The organism is Rhodomicrobium sp. Az07, assembly GCF_018619475.1.
In the GTDB taxonomy this organism is placed as follows: Bacteria; Pseudomonadota; Alphaproteobacteria; order Rhizobiales; family Rhodomicrobiaceae; genus Rhodomicrobium.
Genome location: NZ_JAHFZG010000003.1, coordinates 98,993 through 123,014, shown reverse-complemented (window position 1 = coordinate 123,014; position 24,022 = coordinate 98,993). Strand labels below are relative to the sequence as shown.

Annotated in this window: 22 protein-coding genes; 13 read left to right on the top strand and 9 right to left on the bottom strand. The window is 64.4% G+C overall.

The annotated features are described in order from the left end of the window. Positions 1-153 precede the first annotated feature (153 nt). The 9 genes from KKP04_RS03290 (at position 154) to KKP04_RS03250 (ending at position 13,046) form a co-directional block, all read left to right on the top strand. Entirely contained in the window at positions 154-3,606 is a 3,453-nt protein-coding gene (locus KKP04_RS03290) for an indolepyruvate ferredoxin oxidoreductase family protein (RefSeq protein WP_215026676.1), read from the top strand. Between the two features lie 70 nt (positions 3,607-3,676). Continuing rightward, positions 3,677-4,840 carry an isovaleryl-CoA dehydrogenase gene (locus KKP04_RS03285; RefSeq protein WP_215026674.1) on the top strand — a complete coding sequence of 388 codons (1,164 nt, stop codon included), beginning with the start codon at positions 3,677-3,679 and terminating at the stop codon, positions 4,838-4,840. Between the two features lie 88 nt (positions 4,841-4,928). Continuing rightward, entirely contained in the window at positions 4,929-5,300 is a 372-nt protein-coding gene (locus tag KKP04_RS03280) for an AbrB/MazE/SpoVT family DNA-binding domain-containing protein (RefSeq protein ID WP_215026671.1), read from the top strand. 54 nt (positions 5,301-5,354) lie between these two features. Continuing rightward, the gene (locus tag KKP04_RS03275; protein WP_215026668.1) at positions 5,355-5,741 is read left to right on the top strand and encodes a PIN domain-containing protein; all 387 of its coding nucleotides are present in this window, start codon (positions 5,355-5,357) and stop codon (positions 5,739-5,741) included. A 216-nt stretch (positions 5,742-5,957) separates the two neighbouring features. Further along, on the top strand, positions 5,958-7,565 hold the full coding sequence (locus tag KKP04_RS03270) for a carboxyl transferase domain-containing protein (protein ID WP_215026665.1): 1,608 nt from the start codon (positions 5,958-5,960) through the stop codon (positions 7,563-7,565). Between the two features lie 7 nt (positions 7,566-7,572). After that, positions 7,573-9,591 (top strand): biotin carboxylase N-terminal domain-containing protein, encoded by a 2,019-nt coding sequence (locus KKP04_RS03265; protein WP_215026662.1) that lies wholly within the window; start codon positions 7,573-7,575, stop codon positions 9,589-9,591. After that, positions 9,584-10,462 carry a hydroxymethylglutaryl-CoA lyase gene (locus tag KKP04_RS03260; protein WP_215026659.1) on the top strand — a complete coding sequence of 293 codons (879 nt, stop codon included), beginning with the start codon at positions 9,584-9,586 and terminating at the stop codon, positions 10,460-10,462. The genes KKP04_RS03265 and KKP04_RS03260 overlap by 8 nt, the downstream gene beginning before the upstream one ends. Positions 10,463-10,578: 116 nt before the next feature. After that, on the top strand, positions 10,579-11,760 hold the full coding sequence (locus KKP04_RS03255) for an acyl-CoA dehydrogenase (RefSeq protein ID WP_215026656.1): 1,182 nt from the start codon (positions 10,579-10,581) through the stop codon (positions 11,758-11,760). Positions 11,761-11,804: 44 nt separating this feature from the next. Then, the gene (locus KKP04_RS03250) at positions 11,805-13,046 is read left to right on the top strand and encodes a CaiB/BaiF CoA-transferase family protein (RefSeq protein ID WP_215026653.1); all 1,242 of its coding nucleotides are present in this window, start codon (positions 11,805-11,807) and stop codon (positions 13,044-13,046) included. Between the two features lie 139 nt (positions 13,047-13,185). Here the strand turns inward: KKP04_RS03250 and KKP04_RS03245 are convergent, their stop codons facing one another. Continuing rightward, positions 13,186-13,620: a hypothetical protein gene (locus KKP04_RS03245; protein ID WP_215026651.1), complete on the bottom strand. Its 435-nt coding sequence runs from the start codon at positions 13,618-13,620 to the stop codon at positions 13,186-13,188. A 37-nt stretch (positions 13,621-13,657) separates the two neighbouring features. Then, positions 13,658-13,924: a YqjD family protein gene (locus KKP04_RS03240; protein ID WP_215026649.1), complete on the bottom strand. Its 267-nt coding sequence runs from the start codon at positions 13,922-13,924 to the stop codon at positions 13,658-13,660. Between the two features lie 332 nt (positions 13,925-14,256). On the opposite strand from KKP04_RS03240, the gene KKP04_RS03235 reads away from it, so the two are divergent. Then, positions 14,257-14,667, top strand: a complete 411-nt coding sequence (locus tag KKP04_RS03235; RefSeq protein ID WP_215026646.1) for a DUF2853 family protein — start codon at positions 14,257-14,259, stop codon at positions 14,665-14,667. Between the two features lie 153 nt (positions 14,668-14,820). On the opposite strand, the gene KKP04_RS03230 is transcribed toward KKP04_RS03235, so the two are convergent. Beyond that, on the bottom strand, positions 14,821-15,138 hold the full coding sequence (locus KKP04_RS03230) for an antibiotic biosynthesis monooxygenase (protein ID WP_215026643.1): 318 nt from the start codon (positions 15,136-15,138) through the stop codon (positions 14,821-14,823). A gap of 68 nt (positions 15,139-15,206) precedes the next feature. Then, positions 15,207-15,353 (bottom strand): hypothetical protein, encoded by a 147-nt coding sequence (locus KKP04_RS03225; protein ID WP_215026640.1) that lies wholly within the window; start codon positions 15,351-15,353, stop codon positions 15,207-15,209. A 33-nt stretch (positions 15,354-15,386) separates the two neighbouring features. Here KKP04_RS03225 and KKP04_RS03220 point away from each other — a divergent pair, with 33 nt between their 5' ends. Genes KKP04_RS03220 through KKP04_RS03210 form a run of 3 tightly spaced genes read left to right on the top strand, consistent with a single transcriptional unit; the run spans position 15,387 to position 18,128 of the window. Then, positions 15,387-15,725 carry a hypothetical protein gene (locus KKP04_RS03220; RefSeq protein ID WP_215026636.1) on the top strand — a complete coding sequence of 113 codons (339 nt, stop codon included), beginning with the start codon at positions 15,387-15,389 and terminating at the stop codon, positions 15,723-15,725. Positions 15,726-15,753: 28 nt separating this feature from the next. Further along, positions 15,754-17,364, top strand: a complete 1,611-nt coding sequence (locus KKP04_RS03215) for a hypothetical protein (protein ID WP_215026633.1) — start codon at positions 15,754-15,756, stop codon at positions 17,362-17,364. Continuing rightward, positions 17,358-18,128 (top strand): hypothetical protein, encoded by a 771-nt coding sequence (locus KKP04_RS03210; protein ID WP_215026630.1) that lies wholly within the window; start codon positions 17,358-17,360, stop codon positions 18,126-18,128. Before KKP04_RS03215 ends, KKP04_RS03210 begins: the two co-directional genes overlap by 7 nt. A gap of 252 nt (positions 18,129-18,380) precedes the next feature. On the opposite strand, the gene KKP04_RS03205 is transcribed toward KKP04_RS03210, so the two are convergent. The 5 genes from KKP04_RS03205 to pdxA all read right to left on the bottom strand — a co-directional run bounded on the left by KKP04_RS03205 (position 18,381) and on the right by pdxA (position 23,818). Continuing rightward, positions 18,381-18,980 carry a YceI family protein gene (locus KKP04_RS03205; protein ID WP_215026627.1) on the bottom strand — a complete coding sequence of 200 codons (600 nt, stop codon included), beginning with the start codon at positions 18,978-18,980 and terminating at the stop codon, positions 18,381-18,383. A 178-nt stretch (positions 18,981-19,158) separates the two neighbouring features. Next, on the bottom strand, positions 19,159-20,316 hold the full coding sequence (locus KKP04_RS03200) for a carboxynorspermidine decarboxylase (RefSeq protein WP_215026624.1): 1,158 nt from the start codon (positions 20,314-20,316) through the stop codon (positions 19,159-19,161). A gap of 10 nt (positions 20,317-20,326) precedes the next feature. After that, positions 20,327-21,520: a saccharopine dehydrogenase family protein gene (locus KKP04_RS03195; protein WP_215026621.1), complete on the bottom strand. Its 1,194-nt coding sequence runs from the start codon at positions 21,518-21,520 to the stop codon at positions 20,327-20,329. A 388-nt stretch (positions 21,521-21,908) separates the two neighbouring features. Next, positions 21,909-22,772, bottom strand: coding sequence for a 16S rRNA (adenine(1518)-N(6)/adenine(1519)-N(6))-dimethyltransferase RsmA (gene rsmA, locus KKP04_RS03190; RefSeq protein WP_215026618.1), 864 nt, complete (start codon positions 22,770-22,772; stop codon positions 21,909-21,911). Beyond that, on the bottom strand, positions 22,769-23,818 hold the full coding sequence (gene pdxA / locus KKP04_RS03185; RefSeq protein ID WP_215027053.1) for a 4-hydroxythreonine-4-phosphate dehydrogenase PdxA: 1,050 nt from the start codon (positions 23,816-23,818) through the stop codon (positions 22,769-22,771). The genes rsmA and pdxA overlap by 4 nt, the downstream gene beginning before the upstream one ends. Positions 23,819-24,022 lie beyond the last annotated feature (204 nt).

The following is a 24,022-nucleotide window of genomic DNA, read 5'->3' as shown; positions in this document are numbered from 1 at the left end:
ACCTGATCCGGCTCCGTGCGATTGCGCATAAAATTATGCTCTCAATCGCGCTTTGTGAAAGCCTTAATCCGACGCTCGCAGCACCTCTCAGAACTTTGCAAAGTCTTTTCAGTTCTCCCGTGGGATACTATAGTCCGACCATGGGAGAAGCCAATGGACACACTCGCGTCTGCGCCCTCCATCAGCCTCGACGACAAGTATCGCGTCGATCAAGGCCAGGTCTTTGTCACGGGCGTACAGGCTCTTGTCAGGCTTCCGCTTCTCCGCCGCCAGATCGACGCTGCGAATGGCCTCGACACCGCCGGTTTCATCTCCGGCTATCGCGGTTCTCCGCTCGGCATCTACGACAAGCAGCTTTGGCAGGAAAAAAAGCGCCTCGCCGAAAGCCACATCGTCTTCCAGCCGGGCGTGAACGAGGAACTCGCGGCGACGGCCGTATGGGGCAGCCAGCAGGCGACGCTGTTTCCCGGCGCGCGCCATGATGGCGTGTTCGGCATCTGGTACGGCAAGGGACCGGGCGTCGACCGCTCCGGCGACGCCTTCAAGCACGCGAATTTCTTCGGGACCGCGAAACACGGCGGCGTGCTGGCGATCGCGGGCGACGACCATTCGTGCAAATCCTCGACGCTGCCGAACCAGAGCGATTTCGCGCTCGCCGACGCCGAAATCCCCGTCCTCAGCCCCGCCGACATCGCCGAAATCATCGAATTCGGCCTGAAGGGCTTCGACCTCTCGCGTTTCGCCGGTTTGTGGGTGGGCCTGAAAGCCATCTCCGACACGATGGACGCAAGCGCCACGGTGCGCATCGATCCGCTGCGTTACCGCTCCTACGCGCCTTACGGCGTGGCCGAACCGCTGGGTGGCCGCAATGCGAGGCTCGGCCGCACGCCGCCCGAGCAGGAGGAAATCCACCGTCATTTCCGCCTCCCGGCCGCGATGGCCTTCGCGCGTGAGAACGGCTTCGACCGCCTTGCCATTGACAGCCCCGCCGCCCGCTTCGGCATAGCGGCGTCTGGCAAGGCTTACCTGCATGTGCGACAGGCGCTCCGCGACCTCGGCCTCTCCGACGCCGAGGCGGCTGCGCTCGGCCTTCGCGTCTACAAGATCGGTCTCGTCTGGCCGCTTGAGGATCACAGCGCCCGCGCCTTCGCCAACGGCCTCGAAACCGTGCTCGTGGTGGAAGAACGCCGCGACATGATCGAGCACCAGCTTCGCGCGGCGCTGTACGGTCTGCCGGATGGTCGCCGCCCGCGCATCCTCGGCAAGCGCGACCTCGACGACCGCCCGCTCATAAGCGACGTGCTCGACATCGACACCGCGCATGTGACGCGCGCGATCCTTCGTGTTCTGCCGGAAACGATGAAGACGCCGCTCATGAAGGCCGCCGAGGCGCGCCTCGCGGAAGCCGCGCAGCACGCCGCCGCCGCGCCGATCCATCTGCGCACACCGTATTTCTGTTCGGGCTGCCCGCATTCCACCTCGACGAAGGTGCCGAATGGAAGCCGCGGCATGGCCGGCATCGGCTGCCACTATCTGGCGACGATGATGGACCGCAACAGCGACGTCTATACCCAGATGGGCGGCGAGGGCGTGCTGTGGGTGGGACAGGCGCCTTTCACCGACGAAACCCATGTCTTCGCCAATCTCGGCGACGGCACCTATTTCCACTCGGGCAGCCTCGCGAGCCGGCAGGCCATCGCGGCAGGCGCGAACGTCACCTACAAGATCTTGTATAATGACGCCGTAGCGATGACGGGCGGCCAGCCGGTCGACGGGCAACTGACCGTGCCGCAGATCGCGGCCCAGATGCGCGCCGAGGGCGTGGCTCGCATCGCCATCGTGAGCGACGATCCGGACCGCCACCGCCGCGACCCCGTGATCCCTGCGGGCACGAGTTTTGACCACCGTTCGCGGCTCGACGCGGTGCAGCAGGAACTCCGTTCCGTGCCGGGCGTGAGCGTGCTGATCTACGATCAGGTCTGCGCCACCGAAAAGCGCCGTCGTCGCAAACGCGGCCTTATGGAACAATCGGATAGGCGGCTGCTTATCAATACGAGCGTCTGCGAGGGTTGCGGCGATTGCTCCCGCGCCTCCAACTGCCTTTCGGTCGAACCGGTCGAGACCGAGTTCGGCCGGAAGCGCAGGATCAACCAATCCACGTGCAATCAGGACGCGACCTGCGTCGACGGCTTCTGCCCGAGTTTCGTGTCGGTTTATGGCGGAACGCGCAAGCGCGCGAGACTCACCCACGATGCACCCGACATGCCCGATCCCGCGCTGCCCGCGATCCCCGAGGACGGCTACAACATCTTGATGACGGGCATCGGCGGGCTCGGCATTACCTCGCTCGCCGCCATCGTCGGCATGGCCGCTCATCTCCACAATCGGCAAGTACGCATCGTGGATCAGATCGGCCTCGCGCAGAAAGGGGGGGGCGTCTATTCGCATCTTCGCATCGGCGAGCCGCAGACGGAGCTTTTCTGCCCGCGGATAGGTGCTGGGCAGGCCGATCTTGTGCTGGCGGCGGATATCGTCGTTGCGCATGGCAAGAACGGCCTCCCGATGATGGGCGACACGCGCACCGCCGTCGTCGCCGATCCGTGCGTGATCCCCACGGCTGAATTCGTGCGTGATAACGCCATCACCTTCGATGCCCCCGCCATGACCGCGCGGCTCAAGAAGCGCGCCCGCGCGCTCGACGAATGCCCGGCGCAGGCCATCGCGGTCGCGCTCATCGGCGACGCGATCTTCGCCAACATGGTGCTGACGGGTTTTGCCTGGCAGAAGGGACTTGTACCGCTGGAGCGCGGCGCGATCTTGCGCGCCATCGAATTGAACGGGGCGAGCGTGGAGGCGAACAAGCGGGCCTTTGCGCTGGGCCGCGAGGCGGCGCTCTGGCCCGAACGCATCGCGGCGCTTCTCGATCCCGCGCCGAAGCTCGCGCAGACGCTCGACGACATCGTCGGCCTTCGCGCGAGCGAACTGGCGGCCTATCAGGACGTGGCTTATGCCGCGCGCTACCTCGCGTTCATCGACCGCGTTCGACAGCGCGAAATCGCTGTTGCGCCGGGAAGCGAGGTGCTGACGCGCGCGGTCGCGCAGAACCTGTTTCGGCTCATGGCGATCAAGGACGAGTACGAAGTCGCGCGGCTCTACACGGATGGCGCCTTTGCCGAGCAGATCGCAGCAGAGTTCGATGGCGACGTTACGCTCAAGTTTCATCTGGCGCCGCCGATCTTCGGCCGCCGCGATCCCGATACCGGGCACCTCAGAAAGATGACCTTCGGGGCGTGGATGCTGCCGGTGCTGCGGCTTCTCGCGAGGGGAAAGCGCTTGCGGGGCACGTGGTTCGACCCATTCGCGCGGACGTCCGAACGCAAGGCCGAGCGCGCGCTTCTCGCGGACTACGAAACGCGGATCGAGCGGCTCCTGCCCACGCTGACCCGCGCCAATCTGAGCCTCGCCACCGCCTACGCCGCCGTGCCGGACATCATCCGCGGTTTCGGCCATGTGAAGGAAGCCAACATCGCGAAAGCGAACGCCCGTTACGCCGAGCTTGAGACCGCGCTCGCAGCGGACGGACAGGCGCGGAAGGCGGCCGAATAGCCCTTCCGCCATGTTGACAGCAAGCCTCCCTCAAGCGCCTCATTCCAGAAAACAAGAGAGGGAGGACGTCATGGCCAGCTATCGCGGTCTCGATTTCGGGCTCGGCGAGGAAGCCGACATGCTGCGCGATAGCGTGCGCGCCTTCGCCGACGACCATATCGCGCCGCGCGCCGCCGAGATCGACCGCTTGAACGCTTTCCCGCGCGATTTATGGGAACCCATGGGCGCGCTCGGCCTCCACGGCATCACGGTCGAGGAGGAATGGGGCGGCGCCGGGCTCGGCTATCTGCATCATTGCATCGCCGTCGAGGAAGTGAGCCGCGCGAGCGCGAGCGTCGGGCTCTCCTACGGCGCGCATTCGAATCTCTGTGTGAACCAGATCCGGCGAAACGGCACGCCCGAGCAAAAGCGCCGCTATCTGCCGAAGCTCATCTCCGGCGAACATGTCGGCGCGCTCGCCATGTCGGAAGCCGAAGCCGGTTCGGATGTCGTGTCGATGCGCACGCGCGCCGACAAGCGCGGCGACCGCTACGTGCTGAACGGCACGAAGATGTGGATCACCAACGCCCCGCACGCAGACGTGCTCGTGGTTTACGCGAAGACCGATCCTGCCGCAGGCGCGCGCGGCATCACCGCGTTACTCATCGAAAAGGGCATGCCGGGCTTCAGCGTCTCGCCGAAGCTCGACAAGCTTGGCATGCGCGGCTCCGACACCGCCGAACTCGTCTTCGAGGATTGCGAGGTGCCCGAGGAGAACGTCATGGGCGGTGAAGGGCGCGGCGTCGCCGTGCTGATGTCGGGCCTCGACTATGAGCGCGCCGTGCTCGCCGCCGGACCGCTCGGCATCATGCAGGCGGCCCTCGACATCGTGCTGCCCTACATCCACGAGCGAAAACAGTTCGGAAAGCCCATCGGCACGTTCCAACTCGTGCAGGGCAAGGTCGCCGACATGGCGGTCGCGCTAAACTCGGCGCGGGCTTACGTCTACGCGGTCGCGCGGGCCTGCGACCGGGGGCAGACGACGCGCGAGGACGCGGCGGGCGCGATCCTCTATGCGGCCGAGGCGGCGACGCGCGTGGCGCTCGACGCCATCCAGCTTCTCGGCGGCACCGGTTATATCAACGACACGGCGACCGGGCGGCTGCTTCGCGACGCAAAACTCTACGAAATCGGCGCGGGGACGAGCGAAATCCGCCGCATGCTCATTGGCCGCGAGCTTTTTGACAAAACGTGAAAATATGGCACTAAATGATACTGCGCCAAAATAATAGTCCTTGCCATACAATAGGGCTGTGATAATGTCTGGCAAAATGGAGGATCAAATGGCGCGCAGAAAAAAGGACGAGCGGCCGGATGCCGCGCCGTGGCATCGGGCTGGCTTCGAGGAAGCGCCGCAGGCTCCTTTCGTTGCCGACGAGAGCGACAGGCCGGGTTTCGGCGTCGCGAACCGGCTTCGCCTGACACTCGGCCCCGGCGGACGCGTGGTGATCCCAGCGGCGCTGCGCGAGGCGATGCAGGTGGAGGAGGGCGACGCGCTTCTCGCATGGCTTGACGATGGAGAGCTTCATCTGCTCAGTCCGCGCGTCGGCGCAAGACAGGCGCAGGCGATGATGAGAGATCTGCTCGGAAGCGGTCTCGCCGACGATCTCATCGCGGACCGGCGGCGCGAGGCGGAGGCCGAAGCGCGTGGCTGAAGCTTCTTCGCTTTCGCGCAGGCGCGCAGGCCGATCGCGCGTGAATGACCGCTGATGTGCGCCGCGATCGTACTCGACGCGTCGGCCATCCTCGCCCATCTCGGCGGCGAGCCGGGTGCCGAACGGGCGGAGGCTTTTTTCGGAAACGCGGCGATGTCATCGGTGAACCTGTCCGAGGTGGTTGCCAAACTTCAGGAGCGCGGCGCCGGCATGCCGCTCGTTCGCGCGGCGCTTTCCCGCTACGGCCTCGACATTGTTCCGTTCGACGAAGACCTCGCCTTTCGCGCGGGCGCGCTGCGTGTCGCGACGAAGGCCTTCGGACTTTCGCTCGGGGACCGTGCTTGCCTTGCGCTCGCAGAAAAATTGCGCCTGCCGGTGCTGACCGCCGACCGGACATGGCGCGACATCGCCCTTTCGGTCGAGGTGCACGTCTTGCGTTAGGGCGGCCGTTCTCTAAACGGTTCCTCGACACCAGAGCCCGTTCCGACTGATTGAATCGCAAATCAGATCGGTAAAATGGTCTCTTTTCTGAAGTTTAGAGACGGACTCACCGATCAGGTTGGGTCAACGCGATCGGATCCGGCTCTATTCTGTTCGTCTTGCGGTGAGGTCGCGTTCCGCTTTTGCGGGACGAAACCAGGGCATGAAGGAGCGGGCATGGCAGTCCTGAAAAGCGCGCTCGACCGGCGGTCTGTTGCCTTCAAGGCGAATGCCGATGCGATGGCGGCTCTCGTCGCGAGGCTTCGCGAAAAGGCCGCGCTCGCGCAAGGCGGCGGTGGCGCTGAAGCGCGCGCACGGCACCTCGCGCGCGGCAAGCTGCTCGCGCGGGACCGTATCGCGCTCCTCCTCGATCCCGCCTCGCCCTTTCTCGAAATCGGCGCGCTGGCAGCCCACGGCCTCTATGGCGGCGACGCGCACGCGGCGGGCGTGGTTGCCGGCATCGGCCGCGTCTCGGGCGTCGAATGCATGATCGTCGCCAACGACGCGACCGTGAAGGGCGGCACCTATTACCCGCTGACGGTGAAGAAGCACCTTCGCGCGCAAGATATCGCCCGCGAAAACCGGCTGCCTTGCCTTTATCTGGTCGATTCGGGCGGCGCGTACCTGCCGATGCAGGATGAAATCTTCCCCGACGAGCGCCATTTCGGCCGCATCTTCTATAATCAGGCGCAGATGTCGGCGCAGCGCATCCCGCAGATCGCGCTCGTGCTTGGGCCATGCACGGCGGGTGGCGCCTATGTGCCCGCGATGTGCGACGAAAGCGTCATCGTGAAGGGCAACGGCACGATCTTTCTCGGCGGTCCGCCGCTCGTGCGCGCCGCTACCGGCGAAATCGTCACGGCGGAGGAGCTTGGCGGCGCGGATGTGCATGCGCGCCAGTCCGGCGTCGTCGATCACTATGCGGAGAGCGATGCGCACGCCATCGGCATCGCGCGGCGCATCGTGGCGCGCCTTAACCGCACGAAGCCTGCGTCGCTCGACGTCGCGCCGCCCCGCGATCCGGCCTTCGCCGCCGATGAGCTTTACGGCATCGTCGAAGCGGACGCGCGGAAGCCCTATGACGTGCGCGAAATCATCGCCCGCCTCGTGGATGCATCCGACTTCGACGAGTTCAAGGCGCTCTATGGCGCGACACTCGTCTGCGGCACGGCGCGCATTCACGGCTATCCGGTGGGCATCCTCGCCAATAACGGCATCCTGTTCTCCGAAAGCGCGCTGAAAGGTGCCCATTTCATCGAACTCATGGATCAGCGCGGCATTCCGCTCGTCTTCCTGCAAAATATCACGGGGTTCATGGTGGGCCGAAAATATGAGGCGGGCGGCATCGCGAAGGATGGCGCGAAACTTGTCACGGCCGTTTCGACGGCGAGCGTGCCGAAATATACCGTCGTCATCGGTGGTTCGTATGGGGCGGGTAATTACGGCATGTGCGGCCGTGCTTACAGCCCGCGCTTCCTGTGGATGTGGCCGAACGCGAAGATTTCGGTCATGGGCGGCGAGCAGGCGGCGACCGTGCTTGCCATCGTTCGGCGGCAAGCGCTCGAAGCGAAGGGCGCGACGCTCGACGAGGCGGAAGAAGAGGCGTTGAAAGCGCCGATCCGCGCGCAGTTCGAGGAGCAGGCCGACCCGTATTACGCGACGGCGCGGCTGTGGGACGACGGCATCATCGATCCCGCCGACACGCGCATGGTGCTCGCGCTCGCGATATCGGCGGGGCTCAATGCGCCGCCCGAGCGCGGCCGCTTCGGCGTGTTCAGGATGTGAGGCAGACATGACGCTCCGGCCCTTCACATCGCTTCTCATCGCCAATCGGGGCGAAATCGCCTGCCGCATCGCCCGCACCGCGCGCCGCATGGGGCTTCGCACCGTCGCCGTATACTCGGAGGCGGACGCCCGCGCGCGCCATGTGAGGGCCGCCGACGAGGCGCGGCTGATCGGGCCCGCACCCGCGCGCGACAGCTATCTCGACATCGGCCGCATCGTCGAGGCGGCGAAGGCCAGCGGCGCGGACGCGGTGCATCCGGGCTACGGTTTCCTCTCGGAAAAAGCAGCGTTCGCGGAAGCCTGCGCGGAAGCGGGGCTTGTTTTCGTGGGACCGCCCGCATCGGCGATCCGCGCGATGGGGTCGAAGGCCACCGCGAAAGCGCTGATGGAGGCGGCGGGTGTGCCGGTCGTGCCCGGCTATGGTGGCGCGGCGCAGGACGCGGCGACTTTCGCGCGCGAGGCGGAGCGGCTCGGCTTCCCGGTGCTGCTGAAAGCGGTCGCGGGCGGCGGCGGCAAGGGGATGCGCATCGTTCGCGCGGCGGATGGACTCGAAGCCGCGCTCACGGCCGCGAAGCGCGAGGCGGCGGCGGCGTTCGGCGACGACACGTTGATGATGGAGCGTTTCGTCGAGCGGCCGCGCCATATCGAGGTGCAGATCTTCGCGGACGCGCATGGCAATGTCGTCTCGCTGTTCGAGCGCGAATGCACGCTTCAGCGCCGCCATCAAAAGGTTGTCGAGGAAGCGCCGTCGCCCTCGCTCGACGATGCGCGCCGCGTGGCACTCTGCGATGCGGCGCGAAAGGCGGCCGCGGCCATCGGCTATGTCGGCGCGGGCACGGTGGAATTCGTCGCCGACGACGCGAGCGCCTTTTTCATCGAAATGAACACGCGCCTTCAGGTGGAGCACGCCGTTACGGAGGCGATCACCGGCCTCGACCTCGTGGAATGGCAAATCCGCGTCGCCATGGGCGAGACGCTGCCGCTGCGTCAGCAGGAAATCGCACGCGCCGGGCATGCGGTCGAGGCGCGCATCTATGCCGAGGATGCCGATTCCGGCTTCCTGCCGTCCACCGGCACTATCACGCATTGGCGCGCGCCGAAAGAGGGGCAGGGCCTTCGCATCGATACCGGCTTCGGCGCGGGCGATGAGGTGACGCCGCATTACGATCCGATGCTCGCGAAGGTGATCGCGCACGCACCGACCCGCGCCGCCGCGCTCGCCCGCCTTCGTGGCGCGCTGTCCGGTTTCGAGATCGCGGGCGTTGCCACGAATGTGGCTTTCCTCGCGCGGCTGCTCGGCGAGGATGCGGTGGCGGCGAATGCGGTCGATACAGGATATATAGAGCGCGAACGGGCTGGCCTCAACGCGCACCACACGCCGGGGTTGCTGCACCTTGCTGCGGCGGTGGCCGCGATCCTCGCGCGCGAGGCGGACGAGGCGCGCCGCGACGCCGCCGACCCCTGGTCGCCATGGGTGGCGGGCGCGGGCTGGGCGCTGTTCGGCGCGCGCGCCCGCGTTTTCGAATTTCGCGGCCGGGAAGACGATGCGTTCAGCGTCCGCCTCGAACAGGGGCGCGGCGGCATGACTCTCACCATCGAAGCCGCGCCGGTGCCCTTCGCCTTCGAGCGCGACGTGGGCGATCCGCATCGCTTTGCGGTGACGCTCGGCGGTGCGCGGCACAGCATCGGCGCGGTTGCTCGCGACGGCGCGGTGACCGTTTTCGACGGTCCACAGCCGATCCGCCTCGCGCTCGTCGATCCTTTCGCGGCGGAAGCGGCCACGCACCACTACGGGGCGGGCACGCTGGCGCCGATGCCGGGAACGGTGCTTGCGCTCCTCGCCGAACCCGGCGCCAGCCTCGAAGCGGGCGCGCCTATCATCATCCTCGAAGCCATGAAGATGGAGCACACGGTGCGCGCGCCGACGCGCGGGCGGGTTGCACGCTATGCGGTAGCCGTGGGCGATTTCGTATGCGAGGGCGCGGCGCTGATGGAGTTCGAGGCCGACGAGGCGCGCGATGGCTGAACGCGTTCGCATTGTCGAGGTGGCTCCGCGCGACGGCCTGCAAAACGAGGCGGTGACGCTTGCCGTGGCCAAGCGCGTCGCCTTCATCGAGAAGCTGATCGCCGCCGGGCTGACGACAATCGAGGCGGGCAGCTTCGTCTCGCCGCGCAAGGTGCCGCAAATGGGAGACACGGCGGCGGTGCTGAAAGCCTTCGAAGGGCAGGGCGGCGTTTCGTTGCCCGTGCTCGTGCCCAACATGACCGGGCTTGAGGCCGCGCTTGCGGCGGGCGCGCGCGAAATCGCGATCTTCGCGGCGGCATCGGAAAGCTTCTCGCGAAAGAACATCAATTGCTCGATTGCCGAGTCTTTCGAGCGGTTCGCGCCTGTCGTGGAGCGCGCGCGCGCGGAAGGCGTAAGCGTGCGCGGCTATTTGTCATGCGTCCTCGGCTGCCCATATGAAGGCGCGGTGCCACTCGCGCGCGTGGTTGACGTTGCCGAAAGGCTCGCGACACTCGGCTGCTACGAGATTTCGCTCGGCGACACGATCGGCGCGGGCACGCCGAACGCCGCGCGCGCCATGCTGCGGACAGTGGCGGAGCGCGTGCCGATGAAAAGCCTCGCCATCCATTTCCACGACACGAAAGGGCAGGCGGTCGCGAACATCTACGCCTGCCTCGAAGAGGGCGTCCGCGTGGTGGACAGCGCGGCGGGCGGCCTCGGCGGATGCCCCTATGCGCCCGGCGCTTCGGGGAACGTGGCGACGGAGGATGTGGTTTATCTTCTTGATGGCCTAGGTTTCGAGACGGGCGTCGATCGCGCCGCGATCGTCGAGGCCGCGCGGTTCGCTTTCGAGGCGCTGGGCAAGGGCAGGGCACTGCCGCGCTCGCGGTAAGCCGACGCCTTCATCATGATATGGGTGCGGGCTCTTCCGGGGCGCCTTTCATGATAATCTTCCGTTGCGATTGGCTCTGCCAATATCCAGCGCGGGAACAAGCGAGGAGACGCGCCATGCAATCATTCAGCTGGGAAGACCCGTTCCTGCTTGAAGACCAACTCTCGGAGGACGAGCGGCTGATCCGCGACAGCGCGCGCGCCTACTGTCAGGAGCGATTGCAGCCGCGCGTGCTCTCGGCCTATCGCGAAGAGCGCTTCGACCGCGAAATCATGGACGAGATGGGCGAACTCGGCTTTCTCGGCCCGACGATCCCGGAAGACTTTGGCGGTTCGGGCGTGGGCCATGTCGCCTATGGGCTGATCGCGCGCGAGGTGGAGCGCGTCGATTCCGGCTATCGCTCGGCGATGAGCGTGCAATCCTCGCTCGTGATGCATCCCATCCACGCCTATGGCACCGACGCGCAGAAGAAGCGCTGGTTGCCGGGGCTCGCGAAGGGCGAAATCGTCGGCTGTTTCGGCCTCACCGAACCGGACAGCGGGTCCGACCCGGCAAGCATGCGCACGCGCGCCGTGAAGGTCGACGGCGGCTATCTGCTTTCCGGCCAGAAGATGTGGATCACGAACAGCCCCATCGCCGATATCGCCGTCGTCTGGGCGAAGTCCGACGCGCATGACGGCAAGATCAAGGGCTTCATCGTCGAGCGCGGCGCGAAGGGCTTCTCCACGCCGAAGATCGAGGGCAAACTCAGCCTTCGCGCGTCGATCACCGGCGAAATCGTGCTCGACGAGGCGTTCGTGCCCGAAGAGAACCTGTTGCCGGGCGCGAGTGGTCTCGCCGGTCCGTTCGGTTGTCTCAACAAGGCGCGCTACGGCATCGCATGGGGCGTCGTCGGCGCGGCGGAATTCTGCTGGCACGCCGCGCGCGATTATACGCTCGCCCGCAAGCAATTCGGCCGCCCGCTCGCCGCGAACCAGCTCATCCAGTTCAAGCTCGCGGGCATGCAGACGGAAATCGCGCTCTCCCTGCAAGCCGCGCTTCGCGTCGGGCGCATGCTCGACGAAGGAACCGCCGCGCCCGAGGCAATCTCGCTCATCAAGCGCAACAATTGCATCAAGGCGCTCGACATCGCGCGCCAAGCCCGCGACATGCACGGCGGCAATGGCATCGCCGACAGCTTCCACGTGATGCGGCACATGGCGAATCTCGAAACGGTGAACACCTATGAGGGCACGCAGGATGTGCACGCGCTGATCCTCGGCCGCGCGCAGACCGGCATCCAGGCGTTCACGGCATGAGCGGAGGCGGTGAAGGCGGCATCAGCGGATGCGGCGAAGATGATATGAGCGGGGATGAAGCGGAAGCGCATACGAAACCGGGGCCGCTCGCGCATTTGCGCGTGCTCGACCTCAGCCGCGTGCTCGCGGGGCCGTGGGCGAGCCAGTTGCTGGCGGATCTCGGCGCAACCGTCTTCAAGATCGAAAAGCCGGGCGATGGCGACGATACACGCCGCTGGGGCCCGCCGTTCCTGAAGGACGCGAGCGCCGCGGACACGAACGAGAGCGCCTATTACCTCTGCGCCAATCGAGGCAAGCGCTCCGTTGCCATCGACATCGCGACGCCGGAGGGAAGCGCGCTCGTTCGCCGCCTCGCCGCCACCTGCGACGTGTTCCTCGAAAACTTCAAGGTCGGCGGCCTGGCGAAATACGGCCTCGACTATCCGGCAATCCGAGCCGTGAAGCCTGACGTCGTCTATTGCTCGATCACGGGGTTCGGCCAGACCGGGCCTTATGCGCCGCGCGCGGGCTACGATTTCATGATCCAGGGCATGGGCGGGCTTATGAGCCTGACCGGCGATCCAGGCGGCGAACCGATGAAAGTCGGCGTCGCCTTCGCGGACATTTTCACCGGCATGTATGCGAGCGTGGGTATACTCGCCGCGCTCGCGCATCGGGATCGCACCGGCGAGGGGCAATATATCGACCTCGCGCTCCTCGATGTGCAGGCCGCCGTGCTAGCCAATCAGGCGACGAACTGGCTCGTCGGTGGTGTCGTTCCGAAGCGGCTTGGCAACGCGCACCCGAATATCGTGCCGTATCAGGTTTTCGAAACGCGCGACGGCCATGTGATCGTCGCCGTCGGCAATGACGCTCAATTCGCAAGGTTCTGTGCGGCCGCAGGCTGCGAAGCGCTGGCGGGCGATGCGAAATTCGCGACCAACGCCGCGCGCGTGTGCCATCGCGAGGAACTCGTCGCGCTCCTGAAGCCGATCCTCGCGGGTCGTGACAGCGCGGACTGGATCGGCGCGCTCGATGCGGCGGGTGTGCCGTGCGGCCCGATCAACGATGTCGCGCAGGTCTTCGCGAACGAGCAGATTCGTCATCGCGGCATGGCGGTCCGTATGGAACATCCGGCGGGCAGCGTCGATCTGGTCGGCAATCCGCTGCAATTTTCCGGGACGCCCGTTGCCTATGAGCGCGCTCCGCCGCTTCTGGGCGCCGACACGAATCAAACGCTTCTCGATATCGGCGTCGACGCAGATGCTATCGCGGCGCTGCGCGAAAGCGGCACCATCGGCGGATAGGGCGTTACGGTGCAACCACGAGCGCAAAAGGAAACCGCGAGGTTTCCCTCGCGGTTTGCGATCAATCGGGCCACATGGGCTTGCCTTTCGGAGAGGGGAAAGAGCCGCCGCGTCGATAATTCAACGCGGCGGGTGGTTTTCAAATCTGACGGAATTTCCTGGCGAGCAATCCGGCCACGAGACCGCCTGCCGCAGCCGCTGTCGCGACCTTCACCGGGCCATAAGTCCGCACGGCATATTCGATCTGCCGACCGATGTCGTTCACGGTCGCCGGCACCTGCTCCTTGAAAGCCTGAACGGGACGATCGAACGCTTCAGTTACGCTTGGTGTCTCCCTGGTAGTTCCATAAGCTACGAATGCTATCAGCAATCCAACTCCGGTCAGGACTGCCGCCATGATCGCCGCCGACGTCACGGGATCGTTGTTCCGGGAGGTCAACTCCCAAAAACCCGCCAACAGCGCGAAGACGATCGCCCCAAGAAACGCCGTCCCCGCCACTGACAGCACGAGATACCTCGTGACCATCGTTTTTGCGTAATCGCCCACGCGCCGACCCGCTTCGCCGACGGCCATTAGCCTCAGAGCTGCTCCAAACATGGGCGTTACTCCTTCAGCGGGTTAAAAGCGCGCCGACGAGGAAGCCGACGCCAGCCGCGATGAGGGTTGCCTGAACCGGCTTGTCGCGAATCTGCTTTTCGACATCGCCGATGTTCTGCTGCACCGAATCCTTCACTTCTGAAAGCTTGTTCTGAGCTTGAGCGCCATATTTGTCGGTGAGTTCCTTCACTTGCGCGCGAAGATCGTCGACTTCGTTCTTGCTCTTGTCCGCGGCATAGTCCGTCGTGGAGTTGATCTCGTGGATGCTTTCCTTGGCCATGCTGATAGTCCTTTCGACTTGTCCGTATCTATTTCGATCGATTTCCGCGCCCGAATGATCCATTGGTTGCGGGGCTGATCTACTGCCGGGCAAATCCGCGCCCGTCGTCAATCTGTGAACGCGTTCACGGCTAGAGCGTTCCACACTGCGCGCCGCGGAAAACCGCGTTCATGCGCCGATTCCTGACAATTCGGGGGCAGAACGATTCGCAGCGTTTGGCTCTTGGTTGCAAAGTCGTTGAATAACCGCGCCCGATTCAGCGAAGACTCTTGTAGCGCTCAAGACCGCGCGCCATCTTCTGCACGTCGTGACAGCCAAAAAGGATTCGCAACATGGCCGACGCAGAAAAATATCTTGAACATGTGAAGAAGTACGTGAGCAATCCTAATGAGGACGCCGTCGCGGCGATTGTTCGCCATTGTGGTATCGCGCTGCGCAACCGCGATTCGGCGCTCGTTTCCGGGACCGATCCCGAGGAATTGAAGCGCGTCCGTGAAAGCTGGCTCAAGAAGAAGCTGGCGCTCACCGAGAACGACGAAGCGCTCGACGCTGCTATCCAGACGGTCATGGAAAAGATGAAGGGCGACCGCTCGAAGGAGCGCGTCACGGTCTATTATCTGCTCGCCGAGCACTTCAAGAAGCTGGAAGGGCTTGTGAAACCGGCCGCCGCGCCGAAGGGGGCCAAGGCAGAGGCAAAGCCCGCGGCCGAGGCAAAGCCTGCGAAATCCGCCGCCAAGAAGTAAGCGGCGAAGCCTTCCGAAAGCGCGGCGCGCGAGCCCTTGTCAGTCAGGCGGCGCGTTATCGGTGTGGCATTATACGTTTACGGAGAAGCGAACCGGCCGGGCGGATCGGGCTTTATCGATGTCCCGGCCGAGATGCGGTGTCCAATCGCCCAATCAGGCGGGCTTCACTTCCTGAATCGACTCGAAGCCTTCGAAATGCGGTCCTTCGAGATAGAACACCTTGCGCTCTCCGGCCCCCTGATGCGCCGCGCGGAAGCTTTCCGAACGTGTCCAGTCCTCGAAAGCCTCCTTGCTCGCCCAGATTGTGTGCGAGACATAGAGCGTGTGGTCCTCCGCCTCCGGTCCCTTGAGAAGGTGGAACGCGACGAAGCCCGGTTCACGATTGATATGGACATCGCGCTTGAGCCAGACAGCCTCGAAATCCTGCTCGCTTCCTTTTTTCACGCGAAACCGGTTCATGGCAACAAACATATGGTTCTCCTTCCAAGGCTGGACCGTGAGGCCGGGCGCGCGAACATGACGCACGTCCCAATCGCAATTTAGGTCAATTTCAGTGGACTGCAATCGGCAAGGCGCGCCTTCGAGCGGTCGACCGACACGACCACGGCGCGGATGAGAGGGGAAGGCGCAAGCGCATCGTTCGCCGCCCTCGCGGGCGCGGCGGTCAGAACCCCCAGCGCAGGCATCGCGCCCGCTTTCGCCCGAGGCATATATGCTGTGTGCAGACGTCGATCCGCCCACGCCCGCAGCTGCAATTGTTGCAGCCGTCGAACCATTCGACGCACAGTTTCGGGCAACGACCGCCGGGAACGGAGAATCGTGCGAGCCACGGGGCATGGCTGCCGCCTTCGCGGAGCGAGGCCGCCTGGGTCGAAATCTCCGGCGCGGTCACGATCATCAGCGCGGCTGCCGTTGCGAGCCAGAGTTTCATGTTCGGTCCCAATTGTTCGACCGCTCCCGCGTCGTTGCAGGCACGCATCAGGCCGCCGAAAAAAATCAATCCCGACGAGTCGCGCTTCCTTTTGCGTCAGTTAATGCATAAAACTGTTTCATATTAGGCAAAAGTGACCGAGCGTTTTTATGTGTATGGATGAGTTGAACGGCGAGCGCGTCATCGACAGGTCCGGCGACATCGACCAGCGGCCGCCGGACGAAATCGGCCTTTCGGCCTCCGCCATCGTGCCCTTCCGCGGCGGAGCGCCGGCGACAACTGCGGCTGAGGCGCAGCGCGGCGGTGTGGTCCATTTGCGCGAAGCGCGCGAGCAGGCGTCACTTGCGCCACTCGAAGCGACTGTGCAGCGTCTCCAGGCCGAGATCGACGTAGTTTACACCAAGGCCGCCGACCGTCTTTCCACGCTCTCGGATTCGATCGTGGCGCAGGAGAGAAAATGCGTCGCCCCGAGCCTCGACGCCGAGATGCGTGAGGCGCGCCTTGCGCGGCAATCCATGCTCATTGAAAACGGGCCCGCAATCGCCGAGCGTGTGCGCGAGGAGAAAAGCCGCCTCGCGGACCTGGAGGCATTCAAGGCCGAACGCCGCATCACGCGCGAACCGCATTATGCCGCTTCGTCGGTTCTGGGGCTCGGCGTGCTCTGCGCGCTTATCCTTGCCGAAGCCGTCGTCAACGGCGTGCTGTTCGCGGGGACGAGCGAGCAGGGGCTTTTCGGCGGCTGGCTCGAAGCGCTTGTGCTCGCCATCGCAAATGCAGGCGCGGCTTTCCTCATCGGCTATTTCGTGCTGCCGCAACTCAACCGCCGGTCACTTGTTGCGAAGGTAGGTGCAAGTCTTTTCGTGCTGGCCGCCGTCGCCGCGATTTTCGCGATCAACCTGTTCGGCGCGCATTATCGAGATTACCGGGAACGCGCCTTCAACGACTCCATCGCGCGACAGGAGGCGAGGCGCCCGCTTCCAAAGGCGACGGCGCCGCTTGGCGCGACGCGGCAAGGGCTTGTGTCGTTGCCGGCGAAATCGGCGAGCGAGACAAGAGAGGTGCCGCTTTCCTCTGCCAATGCGAAGAGCGCGGAAGCCGACGCGCTTCGCAAGCTCTCCGAGAACCCGTTCCGAATCGGAGGCTTTTCCAGCCTGTTCCTCCTGATCATTGGCCTCTGCGCCGCCTTGATCGCGGCGGCCGACGGCTACAGGTTCGACGATCCGATCCCCGGTTATGGGCGGCGGCATCGAAGCTATCGGCAAGCGCGCGCGGCGACGGCGGCAACCCTGCGCCGGGCGATGCATCGGGCCGGGGGGGGCGCGACGGCTGCATTTCAGGCCATCGACCGAAAGTTTGACCGTTACGCGACGGCGGTTGCCGAGTTGTCTTCGCGGCATGACGCCTTTGACGCCGAGCGTCGGCGCATGCAGGCCGGTCTCGACGCAGCCGCCCGCCGTGCCGAGGCCGAGATCGAAAGCCTGGAACGATTTTCCCGAAAAGGTCCACGAGGGGCTTTCGTATATGCGCTCGCAACGAAGCCGCTTCCCTCGATCGACGCGGAGCGCGGCAAGTTCCTCGATACGCAGGAGCGTAAGCTGAAGGCGCTGCAAAAAGCCGTCCAGAAGGAGAAGGACGAGTCCTGCCGCTTTCTCGACTCCGCAGCCGACGGATTTGAGGCGCTCCTTGCCGAGGCAGTTCGAGCAAGCTTCGAAAGTGCGCGGGCTCCGGTTCGAAGCGCCGCGGTCGCGGGGGAAGCCTCATGCTGAGATCGGTCCTCGGAGTTCTTCTCATCGCGTGCACTGCGGCGCTCGCGGGGGGCGGCTTTTACGCAGCAGCAAGCATCAAGGCGGATATGATCGATCAGGTCACGCTCTGTCCGCGCAACGGGGCGACAAGTGCCACACTGATCCTGATAGACCGGACCGATCCGCTGACGCCGATCGAGCAAATTTTCGCGAGGGATCTGATTGCGGCGCAGCGCGATGCGGCGGCGCGCGGAGAACGGCTTGCCGTCAAGGTTTTGCGGGAGAACGGTTCCGGCGTGACCCTCGAAACGCTGGTCGATCTCTGCAATCCGGGGGCGGAGGCGAACCCGTTCTTCGAGAATCCGAAGCGGATCGTTGCACGCTATGACAACGCCTTTCTTCAGCCGGTGGAGGAAGCGCTGGCCGCGCTCGGGCGCGAAGGCAACGCGACGGCTTCGCCGATTGCGGAGGCGTTGGCGCTCGGTGTGCACGGTCTCGATGCGAAGCCGGACGGGCCTCTCAAAATCATCCTCGTGTCGGACATGATGGAACACGGCCCCGGCGCTTCGGCCTATAACGGCACGCTCACCCCGGACGCGCTGGGCGAGCGCTTGCTCGCCGAGGTGCGACCCGCGTTGAGCGCGGCGCGAATGACCGTGGTACTGATTCCGCGTCCGCGCCTTGCGAAGCAGCAGGCTTCGGCAATGAGGGCGTGGCGCCGACTGTTTCTTGAACTCTCCGGCCGTGACCCCGTTCTCATGCAGCCCTTCGGCTCGGGCGCGTGATGTTTTCAGAGACGGATTCACCGACCAGGTGGACCCAACCAGATCGGTGAATCCGTTCTAGATTTCAAGGAAGAGACGGATCACCGATCTGATTGCGATTCAATCGGATCGAAACGGGCTCCAGAACCGCGCCGGGTTGGCCGGCTCGGTCGCTGATCCTTCGATCAAGGGGTTACGAACAAAGTGGCAGGCGTATCGGCGTCGCTCTTGCCGACACGAACTCCGCGCTGGGCGCTGCTCGGTCTGATTAATTCAAGGTTTCGGCGGGGTAATCACCTCGACGAGCTTATCGCCGACCAGGGCGAACGCCAGTTTCACTTCCTTGTCGAGGGCATATCCCCGGTAGGTTTCCGCCCCCACGCCGAATTCCAGACGATTGACGGACGCCGCGCCCTTAAGAACGGGGGAGCCTTCCTTGATCTGAACCACGAGCGGCAGCCGCACGGACTTCGTGATGCCCTTCAGGGTCAGTTCCGCATCCATGACATACTTGCCGTTGCCGATGGGCTTTGCGCCGCTTGCCGTCAGCTTGGCTACGGGATGACGTTCCACGTCGAGAAATTCTTCCGACAGGGCCACTTCGTCCGCAGCTCTGAAACCGGTGGTGGTGCTGCGCATGTTGAGCGTGAGGTCGATCAAGGCTTGCTCGGGCGATTCGGGATTGAAGCGCACGACGCTCTTGTAATCCCTGACGCTGCCCTCGGCCGAAAAGCCGCCCGCGCCCGCCACGAAGGCGACATCCCTGTCCCAGGGCCGAATGCCATCCTGACGGCCAGCAAGCAGAAGGATGCCCGCGCCCACAGCCAGAAGCACAAGGATGACCACGTTGGTGTTGCGCGTAATGCCAGACATTTTCCATCCTCAAAAAAGGGAGCGGCGCGTGCCTTGAGAGATCGATATCGCGTAACGACCATGAATGAAAGATGCGTATACTCGGTGACATCGCGAATAACAATATCGCCGTCGGCGTTGTTTCGGGCTTAACGAAGCGGAGATATGCACACGAGCGCCAGCCGAGCCGCCGGATCGCCTATTCCGCCCGGCTGCCGAGCCGCGAGCGGAAATCGTCGTAAGAGAAGCGGCTGAGGCGCTCGGTGCGCCCGTCCTCGTGCAGCGCATAGAAATCGGGCAGCGGCACACCGTTGAACGTGCTCGTCTGAACGAAGCTGTATTGGAGCTGATCGCCGAAGAGCACGCGGTCGCCGGGCTTAAGCGGTGCGTCGAAGGAATATTCGCCGATGATGTCGCCGGTCATGCAGGTGTTGCCCGCAAGCGTGCAGGTGTGCGGCTTCTCGCCCGGTCCGCCCGCGCCGATGACGGGCGCATGCCAGCCCGCGATGAGCACGTCCGGCATGTGGCACGGCGCGGAGGCGTCGAGAATGGCGATGGTCTTGTCGTTACGGTACACGTCGAGGACGGTCGCCACGAGATAACCCGCATCCATGACAAGCGCGCCGCCGGGCTCCACGATGGTTTCGACATGCGGGAACGTCGCGCGGAACCGGTTCAGCGCGGCGATGAGCGCATCTACATCGTAGGCGGGATCGTTCAGATAATGGCCGCCGCCGAAATTCACCGCGCTCACCTTGTTGACGAGATGCCCGAACGCGCCCGCGATCCGCTCTATGAGCCCGACCGATGCTGCGTGCCCCGACTGGCACAGAGCATGCGCGTGCAGGATGTCGATTTCGCCCCACGGGATATCGCCAAGCGTAGGCTCCGGCGCGCCGAAGCGCGAGCCCGATGAACAGGGGTTGTAGAGGTCGCCGCCGACGGTCGAATTCGAGAAGCCCGGATTGATCCGCACGCCCGCTTTCCGACCCGCCGCTTTCACGCGGGGCAGATAGCGCTCGACCTGATCGGCCGAGTTGAAATAGACATCGTCGGCGAGACCGAGAATCTCGTCAAACTCGCTGTCCTTGTACGCAGGCGAATAGACGTGGACCTGCTTGCCGAATTCCTCGCGGCCCATGCGCGCCTCGAACAGGCCGCTTGCGGTGTTGCCGTCGAGCGTTTCCCGGAACAGCGGGAACAGCGCGGGCATCGCAAACGCCTTCGTGGCGAGAAGCACGGTCGTGCCGGTTTCGCGGCGCACCTTCGCGGCCGTCGCCAGATTGGCCTTGAGGCGCGCGATGTCGGCGACGTAAGCTGGCGTCGGAATGTCGGCCAGCAGGTCCAGAAGCGTCATTCTACCTCCGTCAGCAGGGGAACTCGGGTGCGTCCTTCACGTGCCAGGGCAGCCCCTGCTTCGCCAGCTCTTCGAGGAACGGCTTCGGCGGCATCTGCTCGATGTTGAACACGCCCTTGCCGCTCCAGATACCCTTCAGGATCATGATCGCCGCCGTCACCGCCGGGACGCCCGTGGTGTAGGAGACGGCCTGCGCGCCGACTTCGCGGTTGCTCTCGGCGTGATCGCAGACATTATAGATGATCTTCGTCAGGGGCTTGCCGTCTTTCACGCCCTTGATCACGGTTCCGATGGAGGTCTTTCCCGTGTAGTCCGGTGCGAGCGATGAAGGCTCCGGCAGCAGCGCCTTCAGGAATTCGATCGGGATGATGTCCATTCCCTTGAACTTCACCGGATCGATGCGCGTCATGCCGATGCTTTGCAGCACGTCGAGATGGTTGATGTAGTTGTCGGAAAACGTCATCCAGAAGCGTATCCGCTTCAGCCCGCGGATGTTCTTGACGAGCGATTCCTCTTCTTCGTGATAGATAAGGTAGGACTTGCGCGGGCCGACTTCCGGGTAATCGATCATGCATGAAATGCTGAGCGGGTCGATGTCGACCCATTCGCCGTTTTCCCAATACTTGCCGCGCTGGGTCACTTCGCGGATGTTGATTTCCGGGTTGAAGTTGGTCGCGAAGCTCTTGCCGTGGCTGCCGTCGTTGCAATCGATGATGTCGATCTCGTGGATCTCGTCGAACAGGTTTTCCTGAGCATAGGCGCAGAAAACGTTCGTCACGCCGGGGTCGAAGCCGCAACCGAGCACGGCGAGATTGCCCTTAGCCTTGTATTTCTCGTCGAACGGCCACTGCCATTCGTAGGTGAACTTGGCCTCGTCCTTCGGCTCGTAATTCGCCGTATCGATGTAATCGACGCCGGTCTGAAGACACGCTTCCATGATCGTCAGATCCTGGTAGGGCAGCGCCATGTTGATGACGAGGCGCGGCTTCACGTGTTCGATCAGCTTCACGACAGCGGCGGTGTCGTCGGCATCGATCTGCGAAATCTCGATTTCACTGACGCATTGCTTCTTGATTTCTTCGCACTTCGACAAGGTCCGCGACGCAAGATGAATGGTCCCGTCGAAAATGTCCCGATTCATCGCGCATTTCTTGGTCACTACCGCGCCGGCCGCGCCGGCGCCGATGATGAGAACGTTGTTCATGGGTGTTTCTGTCCGTTTTTCCTGGGGGCAGGAGGGAGATGGTTCATCCCGGTTTCGGTTCCGCGTCGGTGGCGGGCTTTTGATATAATTTGGGCTGTTTTTGTTGTAAAGCGGGAAGCGCGCAGAGACATAAGAAAGTAATACCGCGCGATTCCGCAGCGAGGTGTGTCTCACGGCGCTTCAATATCGTTTATATTTATGACGACAAGATGAAGTAATAAAGAGGGTGGATTAAAAAACAGATCTATTTTTCCGGATAAAAGCACAGGGATCGAAGTCTATTTTGCTCATTGTCTTTCGCATGTCTCATCTTTTCGGCCGTGTCTGAAAAGGGGCTCTTGCGTTTGGCGGTTGCGTTCCTGCTTTCAGGGGCGCGCGCCCTGTTTCCTCACCCGCCACGCTGGCGTTGAAGCGCGCTCGCGAGGCGGACGAAATCCTCCACTGTAAGCCGCTCCGCGCGTTCGACCGGATCGATCCCCGCGTCGCCCAAGAGGCGCGCCGTGTCGGCTCCGAGCGAGGCGAGGCTCGACCGGAGCATCTTCCGACGCTGGCCGAAAGCCGCCGCCGTCACCTTTTCGAGCCACGCCGTAGGCACCGCGTCGGGCGCTTGCGGGCGCGGCACGATCTCAACCAGCGCGGACGCAACCTTCGGCGGCGGCGTGAATACGGACGGCGGCAAGGTGAACAGGATGCGCGGCCGCGCGCGAAACTGCGCGATCACCGCAAGCCGCCCGTAATGCTCGCTCCCGACTTCCGCCGCCAGCCGCTCGGCCACTTCCTTCTGCACCATGACGACGATTCGGTCGAACCACGGCGGCCAGCGCGTCTCCGTCAGCCAGCCGACGATGAGCGGCGTTGCGATGTTGTAAGGAAGGTTGGCGACGACGCGATTCGCGCCCGTCTCGGCGGCGAAGGCGGGATAATCGATGCTTATCGCATCCGCGAAGGTCACGCTGAAACGGCCGCCGCTCGCCTCCGCAATCTCGTCGAGGGCAGGGCGAAAGCGTTCGTCGCGCTCGATGGCGATGGCGCGGCTTGCGCCTTCAATGAAGAGCGCGCGCGTCAGGCCGCCGGGGCCGGGGCCGATTTCGAGCACGGTTGCATTATCGAGCGGCCCGGCCGCGCGGGCGATCCGGCGCGTCACATTGAGGTCGAGAATGAAATTCTGGCCGAGGGACTTCCGCGCGGATAGCGACGCGTCCTTGATCACCTCGCGCAGCGGCGGCAGCGATTCGATGGCGGCTACGCTCATGAGGCGCGTACCGCGCCGGTTTCCGCCGCACTCGCGGCCATGCGCCGGGCGAGACGAAGCGCTTCGATAAAGCTTGTCGGGTTGGCTTTGCCGGTGCCGGCAAGCGCGAAGGCGGTTCCGTGATCTGGCGATGTGCGGATAAAGGGCAGGCCGAGCGTCACGTTCACGCCGTCGTCGAAGGCGAGCGTCTTGAACGGGATCAGCGCCTGGTCGTGATACATGGCGAGCACCGCGTCGTAGGTTTCGCGCGCGGCGTCGTGAAACAGCGTGTCGGCGGGGTGCGGGCCGGTCGCGTCGATGCCGTCCGCCTTGAGATGCTCGATGGCGGGCGCGATGATGTCGGTCTCCTCGTGGCCGAGCGCGCCGTTTTCGCCCGCATGGGGGTTCAGGCCGCAGATGGCGAGGCGCGGGCGCGCGATGCCGAAGAAGCGCGTCAGCCCTTCCGCTGTGGTCCGCGCGGTGCCGATGATGACGTCCTGTGTGAGCGCCGCGACAACCTCTTTCAGCGGAATATGCACCGTGACGGGAACCGCTATCAGGCGCGGCGAAGCCATCAGCATGATCGGCGGTCGCGGCCGATGCCCATGGCGCACCGCGAGTTCGGCGAGAAATTCGGTATGGCCCGCGTGGGCGAAGCCCGTTTGCATGAGCACGAACTTCGCGATGGGCGCGGTGACGACGGCGGCGGCGCGGCCGGAAAGCACGAGTGTGACGGCCTCTTCGATCGATTCGATGACAGCGGCGGCGTGAGCCACGGACGGCTTTCCGGGCGCGACGGGCGGCAGTTGTGCGCGAAGGGGCAGAACCGGCAGCGCGTCATCAAACACAGCGGCGGCGTCTTCAGGGCGGGCAATTCTTGTGACGCGCGCGGCGATGCCGAGCAGTGCGGCGCGGGCCTCGAAAAGGGCAGGGTCGGCGATGACGAAGGACGGAGCGAGCGCGCAGTCTCTCCGCCGCGCCCATGCCGCGAGCGTGACATCGGGACCGATCCCGGCGGGATCGCCCATGGTGACGGCGAGCGGCAAATCGGAAAGCGCAGGCGACATCGCCAAGGACTGGCTCCAGGCTATAAGGAAAAGGCGCAATTCGGCAGCGCGGACGCGAGATTATAGCGTCTTCGGCTGCGTCACGAAATGACGGACCGCAAAACGCCTCGGAAAATCACGCCGCGCGAGCGCCATCGAAGCGGCAGGTACGGAAAGCCTCGATTGCCTGGTTGCCGACTCAACGCTCAAGGCCCGCTCGATGCG